The organism is Acinetobacter ursingii DSM 16037 = CIP 107286 (assembly GCF_000368825.1).
GTDB lineage: Bacteria > Pseudomonadota > Gammaproteobacteria > Pseudomonadales > Moraxellaceae > Acinetobacter > Acinetobacter ursingii.
In genome coordinates this window covers 1,367,628-1,386,012 of the sequence record NZ_KB849717.1, presented here as the reverse complement: position 1 = coordinate 1,386,012, position 18,385 = coordinate 1,367,628, and the positions used below count along the sequence as shown (strand labels likewise).

Annotated in this window: 14 protein-coding genes and 2 tRNA genes; 11 read left to right on the top strand and 5 right to left on the bottom strand. The window is 42.9% G+C overall.

Annotation, left to right across the window (positions count from 1 at the left end; genetic code table 11):
* The first annotated feature begins 13 nt into the window (after positions 1-13).
* The 4 genes from F944_RS13980 to F944_RS13965 all read left to right on the top strand — a co-directional run bounded on the left by F944_RS13980 (position 14) and on the right by F944_RS13965 (position 6,867).
* The gene (locus tag F944_RS13980) at positions 14-1,417 is read left to right on the top strand and encodes a TolC family protein (RefSeq protein ID WP_004991794.1); all 1,404 of its coding nucleotides are present in this window, start codon (positions 14-16) and stop codon (positions 1,415-1,417) included.
* Positions 1,417-2,646: an efflux RND transporter periplasmic adaptor subunit gene (locus F944_RS13975; protein ID WP_004991790.1), complete on the top strand. Its 1,230-nt coding sequence runs from the start codon at positions 1,417-1,419 to the stop codon at positions 2,644-2,646. Before F944_RS13980 ends, F944_RS13975 begins: the two co-directional genes overlap by 1 nt.
* The gene (locus F944_RS13970; protein WP_004991789.1) at positions 2,636-5,809 is read left to right on the top strand and encodes an efflux RND transporter permease subunit; all 3,174 of its coding nucleotides are present in this window, start codon (positions 2,636-2,638) and stop codon (positions 5,807-5,809) included. Before F944_RS13975 ends, F944_RS13970 begins: the two co-directional genes overlap by 11 nt.
* 116 nt (positions 5,810-5,925) lie before the next feature.
* Positions 5,926-6,867, top strand: coding sequence for a cation diffusion facilitator family transporter (locus tag F944_RS13965; RefSeq protein ID WP_004991787.1), 942 nt, complete (start codon positions 5,926-5,928; stop codon positions 6,865-6,867).
* A 33-nt stretch (positions 6,868-6,900) separates the two neighbouring features.
* Here F944_RS13965 and F944_RS13960 read toward each other — a convergent pair whose 3' ends face one another.
* The 5 genes from F944_RS13960 to F944_RS13940 all read right to left on the bottom strand — a co-directional run bounded on the left by F944_RS13960 (position 6,901) and on the right by F944_RS13940 (position 9,497).
* Entirely contained in the window at positions 6,901-7,239 is a 339-nt protein-coding gene (locus F944_RS13960; protein WP_004991784.1) for a zinc-ribbon domain-containing protein, read from the bottom strand.
* Positions 7,240-7,336: 97 nt separating this feature from the next.
* Positions 7,337-7,412 (bottom strand) — tRNA-Glu (locus tag F944_RS13955).
* A 25-nt stretch (positions 7,413-7,437) separates the two neighbouring features.
* Positions 7,438-7,513, bottom strand: a tRNA-Ala gene (locus F944_RS13950).
* A gap of 57 nt (positions 7,514-7,570) precedes the next feature.
* A complete protein-coding gene (gltX, locus tag F944_RS13945) occupies positions 7,571-9,079 on the bottom strand; it encodes a glutamate--tRNA ligase (protein WP_010588592.1) in 1,509 nt (502 codons plus the stop codon).
* Between the two features lie 124 nt (positions 9,080-9,203).
* Positions 9,204-9,497 (bottom strand): hypothetical protein, encoded by a 294-nt coding sequence (locus tag F944_RS13940; RefSeq protein ID WP_004991781.1) that lies wholly within the window; start codon positions 9,495-9,497, stop codon positions 9,204-9,206.
* A gap of 380 nt (positions 9,498-9,877) precedes the next feature.
* Between F944_RS13940 and F944_RS13935 the strand changes: the two genes are divergently transcribed.
* The 7 genes from F944_RS13935 to mraY all read left to right on the top strand — a co-directional run bounded on the left by F944_RS13935 (position 9,878) and on the right by mraY (position 18,360).
* A complete protein-coding gene (locus F944_RS13935; RefSeq protein WP_004991779.1) occupies positions 9,878-10,882 on the top strand; it encodes a sulfate ABC transporter substrate-binding protein in 1,005 nt (334 codons plus the stop codon).
* Positions 10,883-11,219: 337 nt separating this feature from the next.
* A complete protein-coding gene (gene rsmH / locus F944_RS13930; protein WP_004991777.1) occupies positions 11,220-12,131 on the top strand; it encodes a 16S rRNA (cytosine(1402)-N(4))-methyltransferase RsmH in 912 nt (303 codons plus the stop codon).
* An 11-nt stretch (positions 12,132-12,142) separates the two neighbouring features.
* Positions 12,143-12,475, top strand: coding sequence for a cell division protein FtsL (gene ftsL, locus F944_RS13925; RefSeq protein WP_004991776.1), 333 nt, complete (start codon positions 12,143-12,145; stop codon positions 12,473-12,475).
* A gap of 10 nt (positions 12,476-12,485) precedes the next feature.
* Positions 12,486-14,312 (top strand): penicillin-binding protein PBP3, encoded by a 1,827-nt coding sequence (ftsI, locus tag F944_RS13920; protein WP_004991774.1) that lies wholly within the window; start codon positions 12,486-12,488, stop codon positions 14,310-14,312.
* Between the two features lie 11 nt (positions 14,313-14,323).
* The gene (locus F944_RS13915; protein ID WP_004991771.1) at positions 14,324-15,823 is read left to right on the top strand and encodes a UDP-N-acetylmuramoyl-L-alanyl-D-glutamate--2,6-diaminopimelate ligase; all 1,500 of its coding nucleotides are present in this window, start codon (positions 14,324-14,326) and stop codon (positions 15,821-15,823) included.
* Positions 15,824-15,834: 11 nt separating this feature from the next.
* Positions 15,835-17,241, top strand: a complete 1,407-nt coding sequence (locus F944_RS13910; RefSeq protein ID WP_004991770.1) for a UDP-N-acetylmuramoyl-tripeptide--D-alanyl-D-alanine ligase — start codon at positions 15,835-15,837, stop codon at positions 17,239-17,241.
* Positions 17,242-18,360: a phospho-N-acetylmuramoyl-pentapeptide-transferase gene (gene mraY, locus F944_RS13905; RefSeq protein WP_004991766.1), complete on the top strand. Its 1,119-nt coding sequence runs from the start codon at positions 17,242-17,244 to the stop codon at positions 18,358-18,360.
* The last annotated feature ends 25 nt before the right edge of the window (positions 18,361-18,385 follow it).

The window sequence follows — 18,385 nt, the reverse complement described above, 5'->3', positions numbered from 1 at the left end:
AAAGGGTTATTTTATGTATGTACATATCATTCAACAGGCAAGACGCGCGATATCACCCAAAAAAGTAATGTCGATTGTCGTATTCACAGCATTATTGCCATATTCAGCCATCACTATGGCTGACACAGAGATAGCTCAGCACAAAAACATTTCTGCACTCGAACAATCTTCCATGAGTTTTGCTCAGGTACTCGAAAAAGTACGGCAATATCAATCGAAACTAGGTGTCTGGAAAGTGCAACAGAGCATCGCCGATGCACATATTCAACAAAGTCATCTTTGGGAGAATCCCACTTTTTCTATTCAGCAAACGGGTTTTAAGTCGAATCAGGATCGTGAACTTGAATTTGGCATTTCACAAAAACTGGATGTGTTTGGTGAGCGTAAAGCGGCGACTCAACTGGCGCAGGTTCAGCGTCAGCAAGTTGATTTAAATCAAAGTTTGTATGAAGCACAACTTGAACTGGCGGTGAAGTATCTATGGTCACAAGTTGCTGTGTTTGAAATGGAAAATCAAATTGCACAACAGCAACTGGCCAATAGTCAGGATATTTTAGACGCTACACGACTACGTTATCGGGCGGGGAGTATTGCCCAACTTGATCAGGATCGTACCCTGATGGCGCATATTGAAAATCAGCGTGCTGCTCAAGAAGTCGAACTCAATCTGAACATTGCCAGAAAACGTTTGGCTAATTTATGGGGAGAATCGACCTATTCTGATCATTTAGGTTTCAACCGTGCAAACGCATGGCCTAGTGAAAGCAAGGCTGATGTCGCAGCGCATTTACAGCAGAATTTACTGCAACGCTCGATTCAGCTCCAGTTACAGCAGCAACGTTCCAATGTGAATTATCTCAAGGCAAAACGCCGTCCAAATCCAACGCTTAATGTCGGCATGGTGACGAATAAAAGTGCGGAGACGAATAATAGTGAACAACAGTTTCGAGTTGGACTGGACATTCCGCTGAATATTTTTGATCGACAGCAATATTCATTACAAATTGCACAGACACAGCAAGATTTTCTAGCGCAGCAACAAGGTTTTTATACCCAGCAAAACCTGAATAGCATTGAAACTTTACAGAGTGAACTGGCTGGATTAAAGCAGCAATATGACTTGATGAATGATCAGCAAATTCCTCTGTCCGAAGATGTGCAACGCAAAATGTTGATCGGTTTTAAAGTGGGGAAATATGCAATTACCGATGTACAACAAGCCACTGCACAGTTGCAGGAACAGCGCTTAAAAAAGGTTCAACTTCTTAAAAGTGCATGGCAAAAAGCCATAGAAACCGAAAGCTTGGCACTGGGTGTTGCGCCTGAGCAGGTCATGTCCAGTGATGCACTGAATCAAATCAATCAAACACTTTGGCAAAACACGCGTAATTTTAATGCCATTTCAGGAGCTGAATAATGTCAACTAAAAATATTCAAAAACAATGGCTCTGGGCAGGGTTGGTCATCGGCATTTGCGTTTTATTGAGTGCATGGATTGTGTTTAAGGATTCATCGAGCAAAACAGATTCACACGATGAAGGCGAACACAGCAAAGCAGAATCCACACATGCTGATGAGGCAGGCGAAGCGGAGCATTCTGAAGAGAGTCAAAAACTCACGTTAACCTCGCAGCAGATGCTAGAGTTTGGTGTGAAGCTGGCACAGGTTGAGCAGGGGCAGGTTTCTCAATCGCTGGAATATCCTGCCAAACTGGTTGCCAATACCGATCAGCAAGCGCATGTTGCTTCAACTTTTACGGGACGCGTAGAAAGTGTCAATGCCATGTTGGGGCAGCAGGTGAAAAAAGGGCAAGTTTTGGCGACTGTATTTATTCCAGAACTGGTCGATCAACAAGCAAATTTGAGTATTGCTCAGGAAGCATTGACCTTGGCACAGCAGGATTACCAACGTGAAAAGCAGTTGTTTGATCAAGGGATTTCGGCACGTCAGGATTATCAAAAAGCCTATAACACCTATCGTCAGGCACAAATTCAGGTACAGGCCGCGCGCAGTCGACTCTCTGCTTTGGGTGCAAATGCAGGAAGTCAGGGACGTTATGCTTTAAAAGCGCCTTTAAGTGGTGTGATCAGTCAAAAAGATATCGTGGTAGGGGAATACATTACTTCAGATAAACAATTGTTTGTGATCGATCAACTTGATCAACTGTGGCTGGAATTTATCATGCCAAGTGAAAAGAGTATCAGCATACAACCTCATCAACAGATTCATTTTAAGTCATTACAAACTCAGAATCGCTTTAAGGCGCAGGTTCAGACTTTAAGTGCTGAAGCAGATAGCCAGACGGGACGTTTGCAAGTCCGTGCCAAAGTACTCACACCTGCACAGGAATTACGTCCAAATTTGATGGTGAATGTTTTATTAGAGGCGAAGGACAGTCAGCCTGTACTTCGAGTGACTCGCAACGCTCTTCAGCAAATCGATGGTAAGTCGGTGGTGTTTGTTGCAAAAAATGAAAAAAATAGTGTTCATTTTCAGCCCGTAGCGGTTGAGGTCGGTAATTATTCAAGTGATGGTCAATGGATCGAGATCAAATCTGGTCTAAGCAATCAACAGCAATATGTCAGTCAAGGCAGTTTCCTTTTGAAATCAGAAATGGAAAAAGGAGAGGCTGAACATGGACACTAAACCAGAAATTGCTTTGCCATCTGCACAAAGTTTATTTGACCGTATCATTCAGTTTTCTATTCGCAATGCCATTTGGGTGATGTTATTTACCCTGACATGGATCGCGGTAGGACTCTATAGCTATCAAAAATTATCTATTGATGCTGTTCCTGATATTACCAATGTACAGGTACAAATTAACTCTCAAGCCAATGGTTTTACTGCGGCTGAAGTCGAGCAACGCATTACCTACCCGATTGAAAATGCGATGTCAGGCATGCCAAATCTGGAGCAAACCCGTTCTATTTCACGTTATGGTTTATCTCAGGTGACCATTATTTTTAAAGATGGTACAGACATTTATTGGGCGAGACAGCTGATTAATCAGCGCTTACAAGAAGCTCAAAGTGCTTTACCTGACAATATTGATCCGCAAATGTCACCTATTTCAACTGGATTAGGCGAGATCTATCAATGGGTCATTAAAGCTGAGCCGAATGCTAAAAAGGCAGATGGCAGTGCTTACACAGCAATGGATTTACGTGAAATCCAAGATTGGATTGTACGTCCACAATTACAGCGGGTAGCGGGTGTTGCAGAGGTCAATAGTATCGGTGGCTACAATAAAACTTATATTGTTTCACCAGATTTAAAACGGTTGCAGCAATTACAGATTCCTGTCACAGATCTACAAACGGCTTTAACTGAAAATAATGAAAATCGTGGTGCAGGATTTTTGGAACAAAATGGTCAGCAGTTGACTGTTCGTGTCCCAGGAACGCTTAATTCGATTCAGGACATCGAAAATGTAATGCTGAGTCAAAAAAATGGTCTGCCGATTCGGGTTGCAGATGTTGCAACTGTCTCGATTGGACATGATCTCAGAACTGGAGGTGCGACCTATAACGGTGAAGAGACCGTACTCGGTATTGCCATGATGATGATGGGCGAGAACAGTAAAACCGTTGCTCAGGCGCTTGATCACAAGATGCAGGAAGTAAAGCGTTCTTTACCCGAAGGCGTTGTGGTCGAAACAGTGTATAACCGCAGTTCACTGGTCGATAAAGCCATCAAAACGGTGGCCAAGAACCTGATTGAAGGTGCAATTCTGGTCATCGTCATCCTGTTTATCTTTCTGGGTAATTTTAGAGCAGCTCTAATTACGGCTTGTATTATTCCTCTATCGATGTTGTTTACCATTACAGGCATGGCGGAGCAGAAGATCAGTGCCAATTTGATGAGTTTAGGCGCGCTGGATTTTGGCATTATTGTCGATGGTGCAGTGGTGATTGTAGAGAACTGCATTCGACGCTTGGCGGAAGCTCAACATGCCAAAGGTCGTCTACTCACTCGCCAAGAACGTTTTACGGAAGTTTTTCTAGCGGCTAAACAAGCACGACGACCACTGATTTTTGGTCAATTGATCATCATGGTGGTGTATTTACCTATTTTTGCACTTTCGGGTGTGGAAGCCAAAATGTTTCACCCAATGGCGATGGCAGTGGTCTTAGCATTGGTGGGTGCGATGATTTTATCCGTCACTTTTGTTCCTGCCGCTGTGGCGTTATGGGTTACAGGTGAAGTCAAAGAAAAAGAAAGCCGCTGGATGTTGGCGCTAAAAAACAAGTATGCCGATGTGTTGAATTGGGCGTATCAGTTTAAATATGTTGTTGCGACTTTGGCAGTGGGTATTTTAATCATAAGCGCTGCTATTTTTACTCGGGTAGGGAGTGAGTTTGCCCCTCAACTGAGTGAGGGAGATTTTGCCTTACAACTCATGCGGGCGCCGAGTACGGGGATTGAAGAATCTTTAAAAATACAGGAACAGGTTGAGAAACAATTACTTCAGGATTTTCCTGAGGTGAAAGCGATATTTGCCAGAACAGGAACGGCTGAAGTTGCAACCGATGTCATGCCACCTAATATTTCTGACGCGATTGTATTACTAAAACCTCGTGAACAATGGCCTAATCCGAAAGAAAGCATTGATGGGTTGCGTGGTCGGATGCAGGCATATGTTGAACATATTCCAGGTAATAACAGTGAGTTCTCACAGCCGATTGAACTGCGTTTTAATGAATTGATTTCAGGTATACGTAGCGATATTGGAGTAAAAATTTTTGGCGATGATTTGCAAGTCTTAAATCAGGAGGCTGAAAAAATTGCGCAAAAACTGAGAAGAATTGAGGGTGCAACTGAGGTTAAGGTCGAGCAAACCGATGGCTTACCGTTGTTGAATGTCGACATTGATCATGCTTTAGCTGCGCAATATGGTCTGTCTGTCAGGTCTATTCAGGATCTTGTCGCGGCAAGTATTGGTGGACAGGCAGTTGGGCAGATATTACAGGGTGACCGACGTTTTGATTTTGTCATTCGTTTAAATGATGAAATGCGTACCCCTCAGCAATTGGCGCAATTACCGATTCAACTTCCCAATGGTGGCTTGATCCAATTACAAGATATTGCAAAAGTCGAAAATATTTTGGGGTTGGCACAGGTGAGCCGTGAAAATGGGAAACGTCGAGTCGTGGTGACGGCCAATGTACGTGATCGTGATTTAGGCTCTTTTGTCAAAGAAATGCAGACAGAACTGGCGCAGCAAAAACTGCCAAGTGGTTACTGGTTAGGCTTTGGTGGACAGTTTGAAAATCTAGCTTCTGCTAAAGCACGAATGCAAATCGTGGTGCCTTTGGCTTTAATCATGATCTTCGTGCTGTTAATGGCTGTGTTTCATAATTTTAAAGACAGTCTACTTGTATTTAGTGGAGTACCATTTGCCTTATCAGGTGGTTTAGTTGCGCTCTGGTTACGTGATATTCCTTTGTCGATGTCTGCGGGTGTAGGCTATATTGCACTCTCAGGTGTTGCGGTTCTAAATGGTCTGGTGATGCTAACGTTTATCAAGGAACTACGCCTGAAATATGATGTCGCAACGGCGACATGGCAGGGGGCAGTATTGCGGCTAAGACCTGTCTTGATGACCGCTTGTGTCGCCTCGCTAGGTTTTATCCCAATGGCTTTAGCCACAGGAACTGGCGCAGAAGTCCAGCGACCTTTGGCAAGTGTTGTGATTGGTGGCATCATTTCTTCGACTTTATTGACGCTGATTTTATTGCCTGTGATTTATCGTTGGATGAATGAATCTTCAAGAACCGAGCCATCACCATCTCCGCTGTCTCATTAAGTCGGTTTTCAGCTAAATTATGCTATCTTCATGGAGCGTTAATCCCTGAAGATAGTCCTATAAAAAATAACAAGCCTCACTTAGCGTGTGGTATTTTGAAAAATAAGGAATGAAGCATGAGTGAACATCATGGGCATGAGCATAGTCATGCTGTTGTGACCGAAGAAAATGCAAAGAAACTTACCATTGCCCTATCACTCACCATTACATTTTTAATCGTAGAGGTGATCGCAGGTTTTATCACTCAAAGTTTGGCATTGTTGTCTGATGCGGCACATATGTTTACCGATGCTGCTGCGCTCGCTATTGCTCTGGCTGCCATCAAAGTGGCTAAACGTCCTGCCGATGATAAACGTACTTTTGGTTATCAACGTTTTGAAATTTTAGCGGCATTGTTCAATGCTTCCATGTTGTTTGTGGTCGCAGTTTATATTTTATTTGAAGCTTATCAGCGCTTTACCCATCCGCCTGAAATCCAGAGCGTTGGCATGATGATTGTTGCCGTGATTGGACTCATCATTAACCTGATTTCCATGAAAATTTTGGTATCCAGTGCGCAAGATAGCTTAAATGTCAAAGGCGCTTATCTGGAAGTATTAAGTGATGCGTTAGGGTCTGTTGGGGTAATCATTGGGGCGGTTATTATTTATTTTACCCAGTGGTATTGGGTCGATACGATTATTGCCGTTTTAATCGGATTTTGGGTGCTGCCAAGAACATGGATACTCCTGAAACAAAGTATCAATATTTTGCTAGAAGGCGTGCCTGAGGAAATTGATATTGAAAAGTTGCGTCAAGATTTATTAGCCTTGGACGGTGTAGAAAGTATTCACCAACTGAAAGTTTGGGCAATTACATCCAAAAATGTACATCTTACGGTACATCTATTTGCACCACACGCAGATCGGAATCAACTCTATCGAAATGCTTATGAAATGCTGTCACATCAGCATGGCATTTCTGAAATTACCCTGCAAATTGAAGAAGATGAATGTGTTGTACATGAGCATGAACACGATACAATACATGATCATGAAACCCAAAGCCATTCACATTGAAATGGCTTTTAATTTCGATCAGTCAAAAAGCAGTTAAATTTGCCATTCGTGATGACATTCACGGCATTTCCAATTCTTTTGGGATTGCATGAATGCCTGCATCGTCAATTTAAAGTTAGGCAGATCACGCCAGAACATTAGACCTGCACCTGCCGCGATCACAAAAACCACCACAGTTGCAATTTGTAGTTTTGGTCCTGCACCATGACCAAAAATCCACATGCCAATACTCATCAGGACCAGAAATAAGAGAATAAAAATAGCAGGCAGCAAGATCACCAAACTTTTCGGAATCACTGGACGAGCAGATGTTCCACCTTGCCCGACAGGCATAATTTTAACACTTTGACATTTTGGGCAACGGTACTGCATAAATGCTCCAGAATTTTATTTTCTCTATTTTAACCAAGCGTAGCTCAAATAAAAACAATAAAAAAGCCGCTGTCTGTGCAGCGGCTTTTTAGAAATTTGGCGTCCCTACGGGGATTCGAACCCCGGTTACCGCCGTGAAAGGGCGATGTCCTAGGCCTCTAGACGATAGGGACTTATGAGGCAACACATTCTAAGATTTGGTGGAGCCAAGCGGGATCGAACCGCTGACCTCTACAATGCCATTGTAGCGCTCTACCAACTGAGCTATGACCCCAGTCTGTGTGAGCGCCATATTAGGGCTATTGTTTGAATGCGTCAATAAAAAAATCAATTAAGCTTCATCAACTGCATCATTTTTCGGCAATTTTAGCGATTCATTGAGTTTTTCCCATACTTTTAGCTCTTTTTTACTCGGTGCACCCACAATTTCGAGCGCACGGCGCAAACGAGCAAAGGTTAAATCAGGGCCAATCGTGACCATCGACTGCATCACAGGTGTAGAACTGGTTGAACCTGCAATCGCAATAAAGAACGCAGGCATAAAGTCACGCAGTTTAATCTCCATTTGATTGGCTAAATCCATCAAAGTCTGGCTCACTGTCTCATTGTTCCACGTGAATTGGCTTTCCAGTCGCCAAATTGCAAACTGTAGGCTTTGGCGAACTTGCTCTTGTGACAGTTTTTTGCTTTCAAACATCTCTGCGGTAATATTGGGCATATGATTGAAATAAAAACCAGCCCAATTGACCGCTTCAGACAACAAATGAATTCGTGGTTGAATGGCCGCCGCAATATCTTCCAATGTGTTGCGATCATTTTTCCATGTCAGTAACCGATCAAGCAGTTGTCCGGGTGTCAGGGCTTTAATCCATTGACCATTGAGCCAGTTGAGTTTTTCTACATCAAAAATTGGCCCGCCCAAAGATACACGTTGAATATCAAAATGCTCGATCATTTCGTCTAAAGTAAACACTTCGCGCTCGTCTGGCATTGACCAACCCATACGACCTAAATAATTCAGCAAGGCTTCTGGCAATACACCAATATCTCGATAATAGTTAATCGAGGTCGGGTTTTTGCGTTTGGATAATTTTGATTTGTCAGGATTACGCAACAGTGGCATATGACACAGCACTGGCATTTCCCAACCAAAATATTGATAAAGCAATTGATGTTTCGGTGCAGATGGTAGCCATTCTTCACCACGTAACACGTGGGTAATTTCCATCAAATGATCATCGACCACATTCGCAAGGTGATAAGTGGGTAAGCCATCCGTTTTCAACAGGACTTGCATGTCTACTTGCGCCCAAGGAATTTCAACCTCACCACGTAATAAGTCATTAAAACGACAAATCCCTTCTTCGGGCACTTTCATTCGAATGACGTGCGGTTCTCCCGCAGCCAAACGCTGTTCAACTTCTTGTTTTGAAAGTTTTAAACCGCGTCCATCATATTTCGGTGTTTCACCACGCGCCATTTGTTCAGCACGCATTTGATCCAGCTCTTCAGCAGTTGCAAAGCAATAAAATGCATGACCTTTTTCAATCAGATCCAACGCATATTGCTTATAAATCCCCATGCGTTCTGATTGACGATAGGGTGCATGTGGACCGCCAATATCTGGACCTTCCGCCCAATTAAGACCTAACCAGCGTAGCGAATCCAAAATCATTTTTTCTGATTCAGGCGTAGAGCGAAGCTGATCGGTATCTTCAATACGAAGAATAAATTCACCACCATGTTGTTTGGCAAAACATAGATTAAACAAGGCAATGTAAGCGGTTCCAACATGCGGGAAACCAGTAGGAGATGGAGCAATACGCGTACGGACTTTCATCATTTAAAAATAAAATCAAAAAAGGAATTGGACTTAGTATAACGGAAAAAGCCTAGCGTCTTGACCATTATTTGAGTCAAAAATCGCGAGGCTTTTTGTGAAATTTAATCAGCTATAACAAAAATTAAGAATTATGCGGCTGAAAAAAAGACTGAACAAAACGAGAAAAACGCTGATGTTGAGTCGCAAAAAAGTTTTGGCTGGGTGCAACACGAATGGTGTTCAACATTTTAATTTCATCATCTGTCGTTGGTAATGACGAGAGATTACGTTTTTGTTGATCCAGTGCCTTTTCAATCAATGAATTTTTTTCATTCGGCTTGATTTGAGTGTCTTTAATGACGGCAGCAGTACTGAACTGGGAAAAAAGTCCCAAACTTAAACTTAAACCAAGTACTTTAATTAACTGCATTTTCATGCAAACATCCCCCAGCATGCATCTATTTTTATTGCTGAACTGCAAGTCTACAACAAATGTAAACTAAAATAATTACGATTCGGCTATAAATATATAATAAAAATGCGACCTATGTCACAATTTTTACAAAAGTATAAAAATATCAATCAAGATATCCCTTTAAGGATACTTAATGCTACAACTATCTTGTAACAAACAAATATGAATAAAGTATGAAAAATTTTAAGCAAAGTCATTTTGCCTAAAATAAAGTGTATCAAATTATATATTTTCTAGTTTAGCATATAATGCGATATATTTCTGAAAATATTGTATAAGTATTTGATTGTAAAAAATTTATATTAAAATATAGTAAATAAAAACAAATTTAAGAGATGACAATGAATAAGATTTTATCCACAGTATTACTGGCATGGTTGGGGACAAGTGCAAGTGTGGTTTATGCAGCCACTTCTTTTTTGAATGTGTCTTATGATCCAACACGCGAGTTTTATCAGGAATACAATAAAAGTTTTGGTGAATATTGGAAAAAGCGTACAGGACAAGATGTCGACTTTAAACAATCACATGGCGGATCAGGTAAACAGGCGCGTGCGGTGATTGATGGTTTACAAGCTGATGTGGTGACGCTAGCACTGGCCAATGATATTGATGAAATTGCCAATGTGGGTTTGATCAAGAAAAATTGGCAGAAAGAGTTTCCTCATAATTCAGCCCCGTATACTTCGACCATCGTTTTTCTGGTTCGCAAGGGCAATCCTAAGCAAATTAAAGACTGGAATGATCTGACCAAACCGGGTGTAGAAATTATTACGCCAAATCCAAAAACAGGTGGAGCACCACGTTGGATTTATTTGGCTGCATGGGGCTATGCCTTAAAGCAGCCGGGTGGCAATGATGCCAAGGCCCGTGAGCTCGTCAAAAAGCTTTATCATAATGTGAAGGTGTTAGACTCAGGTGCGCGAGGTTCCCTGACGACCTTTGCAGAACGTGGCATTGGCGATGTGTTACTGTCTTGGGAAAATGAAGCCTTACTGGCAACTCAGCAGGGTTCAGGTAAGGAGCAGTATGAGATTATTTATCCTTCTATTTCTATTTTGGCAGAGCCTTCTGTGGCGATTGTCGATAAGACCGTCGATAAAGATGGCAATCGTAATTTAGCCAAAGGTTATTTGAATTATTTATATTCTCCACTGGGGCAGGATTTGGCAGCGAAATATAATTTTAGACCACGCGATGCCAAAGCCGCAGCCAAATACGCGGGCAAGTTCCCAAAAATTAAATTGTTTACCATTGGGGATGTATTTGGCGGTTGGGCTAAAGCGCAGAAAACCCATTTTGTAAATGGCGCGATTTATGACCAAATTTCGGCAGAAAAACCTTAAGATTGGATATATAACAGACTTGCTTCATCATTATTTAAACTCGCTTTATTTTTCTTCCATAGAGAAAATAAAAGGGACTCATGAATGAATTCTAAACAACCGATCTGAGCATTCAGGCTGAGATTGGTTTTTGTGTGAAAAAAATAATTTAAAACACATTTTAAAGCGGGTGGGGGGAGTAAAAAAGCACATTTAGGCTTGATTTGTCTGCAATATTCTCCAAAAAACGGTTTTGCCCATGAAAAATAAGAATTCCCAACAAAAAGTCGTTTGGAGCTTTGCCAAAACAAGGTAATAATGTGCAGTTAAATTTTTAGCTTTTTATGATCTTGCCCTTATGTCACATATTTCCGTTTTACTTCATGAAACTGTCGATGCCTTACTGGCTGAACGTGATACGGGAATTTATGTAGATGGCACTTTTGGTCGCGGTGGTCATACGCGGGCTTTACTGGAAAAATTAGATGCCAATGCACGTGTTTATGCGTTTGATAAAGATCCACAAGCCTTGTCTGTTGCACATGAGTTAGCACAGCGTGATTCCCGCTTTCAAATTATTCATGCCAGTTTTGCTGATCTGCAAACTGAGTTGAATCGTATTGGGATTACTCAGGTGGATGGGATCATGGCCGATCTGGGCGTATCTTCACCGCAGTTGGATCAGGCTGAGCGCGGTTTTAGTTTTATGCAAGATGGCCCGCTCGATATGCGTATGGATAATTCGCAGGGACAAACCGCTGCAGAATGGTTGCTGGACATTAAAGAAGAAGACTTGGCCAATATTATTTATCAATATGGTGAAGAGCGCTATAGTCGTCGTTTGGCCAAAGTGATTAAACAGGCAGGGTACATCGAAACCACAGGTCAATTGGCTGAATTGGTCAAAACGGCTCATCCTAAATGGGAAAAACATAAGCATCCCGCGACTCGAACTTTTCAGGCGATTCGAATTGCTATAAATAAAGAGCTGGAAGATATTGAAATCTTTTTGCCTCAAGCGGTAGAGTTGTTAAAACCACAGGGTCGTCTAGCCGTGATCAGTTTTCATTCCTTAGAAGATCGTTTGATTAAACAGTTTATTCAAAAAGAATCAACGCTTGCGGAAGATACGGGCTGGGGTTTACCCCAAAAGCAGGTGGATACACGACGTTTAAAGAAAATTGCACGACTACGTGCCAGTGAAGAAGAAGTAAAATCCAATCCGCGTTCGCGTAGTGCGTGGCTGAGGGTTGCCGAACGATTAGTATGAAAAGGCAAATCATGGAAACAGAAGAACAGTTCCCGTCCGCGCGTAAAACGACTTTTAGAAAGGTTGTGACCTACGCAGTTTTGATCAGTCTGGTGTTTATTAGTGCCATGATGGTGGTGTTTCAGGTGTTTGAATACCGACATGATTATCGTGATTTGAGTACTTATATGCGTGAAAAAGATGATCTAAATGCAGAATGGGGGCGTTTACTGATTGAGCAGCAAACTTTTGGCGCGACCGCACAAATTGGAACCCGTGCAGTTACCCAATTGCGGATGTTTTCTCCTCCTGCTGCACAAACTGTTGTAATTTCATTACCTATGACTCCAGAGCAAAAAAAGTAAGGCATGCTGTATGGTAGATAAGCGCATTAAGCAAACACGAAAAAAACAGCAGTCCATTACTGAAAAGCCCACCCTTGCTTTTGATATGTGGCGTTTTTATTTACTTTGGTTCACGGTATTCCTGTGTTTTGTGGTTTTGGTGACGCGGGCATTCTATGTTCAGGTAGTGAATAAAGACTTTTTACAAAATAAAGCCAATGCCAATATTTTGCGTACTGAACAGTTAAAAGCGATGCGCGGCGTGATTAGCGATCGGCATGGTGTACCTTTGGCGATTAGTACCCCGATTATGAATGTGGTGATTGATCCGCGTGATTATTTTGAAGCTAAAAAACAATATGAAGAGATTTCGGAAAAAATTAAAAAAGAACCCGAAAATGCACGTCGTTTAAGACGAGAACTGCCTGATAAGAATCTAAATCTGGATGAATTAGCAGATATTGTGGGTATGGATCGAGCCAGTTTAAAGAAAATGATGAATGACCGTCCTCGTTCACGTTATCTGGTGTTGAAAAAAGAAGTTCCGCCACAGCAGACAGATATCATTTCAAAGCGTAATTTTGAGGGTGTTTATACTGAAAAAAACTATAAGCGCTACTATCCACAGCCTCAGCCCAATGCACAGATTATTGGCCTGACCAATAATGATGGCAAAGGGATTGAAGGGCTGGAAATGCAGCTCAATAAACAACTCTCGGGAATTGACGGTGAACAGAAAATCATTCGTGATAAACACGGCAATCGTCTCAAAATTTCAGAAGTGATTAAAGAAGTTCAGCCGGGTGAAAACGTTACCTTAAGTATCGACTCACGCTTACAATATATTATGTATCGTGAACTCACCGCTGCGGGTGTAGCAAACAATGCGCGCTCTGCGTCTGCAATTGCAGTCGATGTGAAAACGGGTGAAATTTTGGCGATGAGCAGTTGGCCATCGTATAACCCAAATGACAAAAAGGGTCTGTCCAATAAAGATGCCATGCGTAACCGTGGTGCAATTGATATGTTCGAACCAGGTTCTACCATGAAGCCGTTTACTGTTTCAGCGGCGCTAGAAACAGGACAATACACCCCAAATACCATCGTCAATACTTCGCCGGGTTCGATGAAACTGGGTTGGCATACCATTCGGGATACGCATAACTACGGTGCATTAACCGTGAGTGGCGTAATTATTAAATCTTCGAACGTGGGTTCTGCCAAAATTGCCTTGTCTTTACCAAAAGATACCTTACCGACCTTCTTTCGTCGTGTTGGATTTGGACAACGTTCAGCAGTCAAATTCCCGGGCGAAAGTAGTGGTCTATTATTACCTGCTAACCGTCTAAATCCGTCACAATTGGGGACGATGGCCTATGGTTATGGTTTAAATGCCACCATTTTGCAGGTAGCACAAGGTTATGCCATGCTTGCCAATCACGGCCTGAAAATGCCTTTGAGCTTGCATAAGTTAGATGAAGTCCCTAAAGGCGAGCAGGTATTGTCGCCTAAAATAGCCGATGAAGTATTATTGATGCTTGAGCAGGTCACCATGCCGGGTGGTACGGCACGTCAAGCCAATATTCCAGGGTATCGTGTCGGTGGTAAAACAGGAACGGCGCATAAACTACGCGCAGATGGTAAGGGTTATTCTAACAATGAATATCGGGCTTTATTTGCAGGGGTTGCGCCAGTCAGTGATCCGCGTCTGGCGATTATTGTTGTGGTGGAAAATCCACAAGGTCGTTATTACGGTGGTCTGGTGGCTGCGCCTGTATTCGCCAAGATTATGCAGGAATCCTTGCGGCTGATGAATGTTCCACTAGATAAACCACTCGATACCCCAACCATTCAGTAATCAGGTGAATTATGTCGATTTCTTTTCAAGATATTTATACCAAAGCACTGGATATTGAATGGCTAAAACAGCCATTTTCTGGATTTAATTTAGATAGCCGCAAAGTTCAGACGGGGCAAATTTTTATTGCACTGACGAGTTATTCTCAACCTGAGAAAACCCTGAGCTTTGCGCAAAAAGCACTTGAATCTGGCGCTTTGGGAATTATTAGTGAGCAGCCTCTGGGGCTTGCCAATGAATGGGTGTGTCCAGATGTGCGTTTGCAAATGGGTCGATGGCAGCGTGATTATCTGCAAAAAACCGATCCAGTAAAACCTGCGCGTATCCTTGCTGTGACGGGCACCAATGGTAAAACGACTATTTCACGTTTGATGGCAGAGTTAATCAGCCTGCAACAACAGCGTTGTGCGGTGTTTGGTACGACGGGGAATGGTATTTTGCCGCATTTAAATCCATCGACACATACCACGCTGGATGCTTTGCAACTGCAAACCTTGTTGCATGATTATGCCAAACAGGGCGCGACTTTCGCTTCACTCGAAGCCAGCTCGCATGGCCTTGAACAAGGGCGTTTAAATGGTTGCGACATTGAAATAGCCGTGTATTCAAACTTAAGTCGTGATCATCTGGATTATCATGGAACGCTTCAAGCCTACGCTGAAGCGAAATCTAGATTATTTGCATTTGAACAACTCAAAGTCGCGGTGATTAATTTAGATGATGATTACGCAGATTTAATGCTCAAGGTGGCAAAAAACAATCCATCTCAACCTAAAATTTATACGTATTCCCTGCAAAATCAAAGCTCAGATTATCTGGTGCAGGCGGTCAATTATCAGTTGCATGGTGCAGAGATTCAATTGCGCAGTCCGCGTGGTATTTTCCAGATTCAAAGTCCGTTTTTGGGACAGTTTAATGTGGAAAATCTGATTGCGAGTCTGATTGCGGTTGAAGCTGCGGGATTCGATCTGGCTGAATTGATTGAAACCGTACCTAAGCTTCAAGGTGCGCCGGGACGGATGCAAGTGATTCGCGATGGTGAGCGTTTATTTGTGGTGGATTATGCACATACCCCTGATGCATTAACTCAGGTATTAACTACCTTAAAGCGACATACTCGGCATCAGCTTTGGGCGGTCTTTGGTTGTGGCGGAGACCGTGATCGGGGCAAACGACCATTGATGACGCAAGCAGCATTGGAAGGGGCGGATCCTGTGGTGTTGACTTCTGATAATCCTCGAACCGAAGATCCGAATCAAATCTTTGCAGATATGCGTGAAGCCGTAGATTTTAGCTTACATCATGTCTTTGAAATTCGAGATCGCCGTGAAGCGATTAAATTTGCCGTGAATGAAGCCAAAAATGGCGATATTGTGGTCATTGCGGGCAAGGGACATGAAAATTATCAAGAAATTGATGGGGTGCGACACTGGTTTGATGATGTCGTAGAGGTTCAGGCTGCAATCGATGCGCAGGCGCATTCAGTGCATAGCGCATATCCAGCACAATAGGTTTAAGTTTTATGCATACATCGACGACCAGTACGGTAGAGTTGACTCCATGGACGGCTGAACAGTTGCAACAGGCAACGCATGGTTATTGGTATCAAGATAAGCCGCCTACACAATCCATCAAACGGATTTTAACCGATTCGCGTCATGCCGAATCGGGCGATGCCTTTTTAGCATTGAAAGGTGAGCGCTTTGATGCACATGATTTTGTTGCACAAGTGGCTCAACATGGTTGTCAGGTGGTGATTGTTGAGCGTCCTCTAGATGTTGATATTGCTCAGCTTGTGGTGCCAGATACACGTCTGGCGCTCGGTCATTTAGGTGCTTATCGTCGTGCCCAATATCCAGATTTAAAAGTCATTGCATTGACTGGAAGTAGCGGCAAAACCACGACCAAAGAAATGTTGGGCAGTATTTTCGGACTACTTGCACCGACTTTAGTCACTCGCGGTAATCTCAATAATGATTTGGGTGTGCCGATGATGTTGCTTGAGCTCAAACCTGAACATCAATATGCCGTGATGGAGCTAGGTGCGAGCCATCAGGGTGAAATTGATTATACCTCTGGTCTGGTGCAGCCACAGGTGGCAGGGATTCTGAATATCGGGACTGCGCATCTGGGCGAATTTGGTGGACGTGAAGGCATTTGCCGTGCGAAATCGGAAATTTATGTGCATATTGCGCCAGAGGGTAGCTCGATTATCCCTGCAAATGATGATTTTACTGCGAAAATTCGTCAGGCTGTACAAACTGCGCAGCAACTTTCTTTTGGAGAAGGTGGTGATGTTTTTGCAACTGATATTAAACTTAATGCACAATCCAGTCAGTTTACATTACATACACCGCAAGGTCTCGCACAGATTCATCTGCCTTTTGCAGGTCTGCATAATGTAGAGAATGCGACTGCGGCGGCGGCATTTGCACTTGCCATTGGGGTTCAACTGGATGATATTGTGAAGGGGCTAGAACAGGCCAAAGGTGCAAAAGGTCGTCTGAACTTTATTCAGCGTAAGCAATATCTCTTTATTGATGATACCTATAATGCAAATCCCACCTCTATGCGCGCTGCGGCTGAAGTGTTAAGTCAGCAGATTGGCTTTAAAGTCATGGTCATGGGCGATATTGGTGAGTTAGGTGATGCAAGTGTGCAAGAGCATCATGATTTGGGACGTGATCTGGTCGATTACCCTTTGGATCTAATTGTCGCCGTGGGTGAGTTTGCTCAAGCGGCTTTACAAGGGGCTTCACACAGTGTTCATGCCTCAAAATTAAAAGCATTTGCAACGCAAGCAGACGCGCTGATTTTTTTAACGAATTTAATTCAACAACATCAACCCGAGTCAATGAGTTTCCTGTTTAAGGGCTCTCGTTATACCCACATGGAAACGTTGATGGCAGATTTGATGGAGAAACTCTAAATGCTGTTATGGCTATTTGAACATCTTGCGGGCTATAACAGTTCGTTTCAGGTGGTTCGATATTTAACCCTGCGTTCTTTACTCAGTATATTGACGGCACTGGCGATTGGCTGGTTACTTGGCCCTGTGATGATCCGTAAATTACAGGCACTCAAATATGGTCAGGCGGTGAGTTCTTACGCACCTGAAAACCATGCCAAAAAAATGGGTACACCAACCATGGGAGGCGTACTGATCCTCTTATCGATTGGGATCAGTACTTTGCTTTGGGCGGATTTATCCAATCCTTATGTCTGGATTGTGCTTGGAGTCATGGTGGTCTTTGGTGCCGTGGGCTGGGCGGATGATTGGATTAAAATCCGTTATAAGGACAATGCTGGTTTGCCGGCACGTAAAAAGTTTTTCTGGACATCGCTGGCTTCACTTGGAGCAGGGATTGCATTGTATGTGATCGCGATTCATCAGCCGAATCCGATTCATACTGCGAACATGCTGGATTTGTTGATTCCATTTTTCAAAAATCTATCAATTCCATTATCCGCAGTACCTTTAGGCATTGCGTTTATTATTTTCACCTACCTTGTGATTAACGGTGCATCTAATGCAGTCAATCTAACCGACGGTCTGGATGGTTTGGCGATTATGCCGATTGTGATGGTTGCCGCAGGTTTGGGGGTGTTTGCTTATCTGGCGGGTGATATCCGTTTTGCCAACTATTTGCATATTCCTTATGTCAAATACACTTCTGAACTGGTGGTAATTTGTTCCGCAATGGTCGGCGCGGGCTTAGCTTTTTTATGGTACAACGCACATCCTGCTCAAATCTTCATGGGTGATGTCGGTGCATTGGCACTCGGTGCAATGCTGGGTACGATTGCAGTCATGGTACGTCAGGAAATCGTGTTTGCGATTATGGGTGGCGTATTTGTGATGGAAGCGATTTCTGTCTTCCTGCAAATTGGGTCATTACGCATGCGTAATAAACGCGTGTTTTTGATGGCGCCGTTGCATCACCATTATGAAAAACAGGGTTGGAAAGAAACACAGGTGGTGATTCGCTTCTGGATTATCACCATTATGCTGGTGGTTTTAGGTCTAATGACTTTAAAATTACGTTAAGCTGAAAAACTCAAAAAGCCAGCAA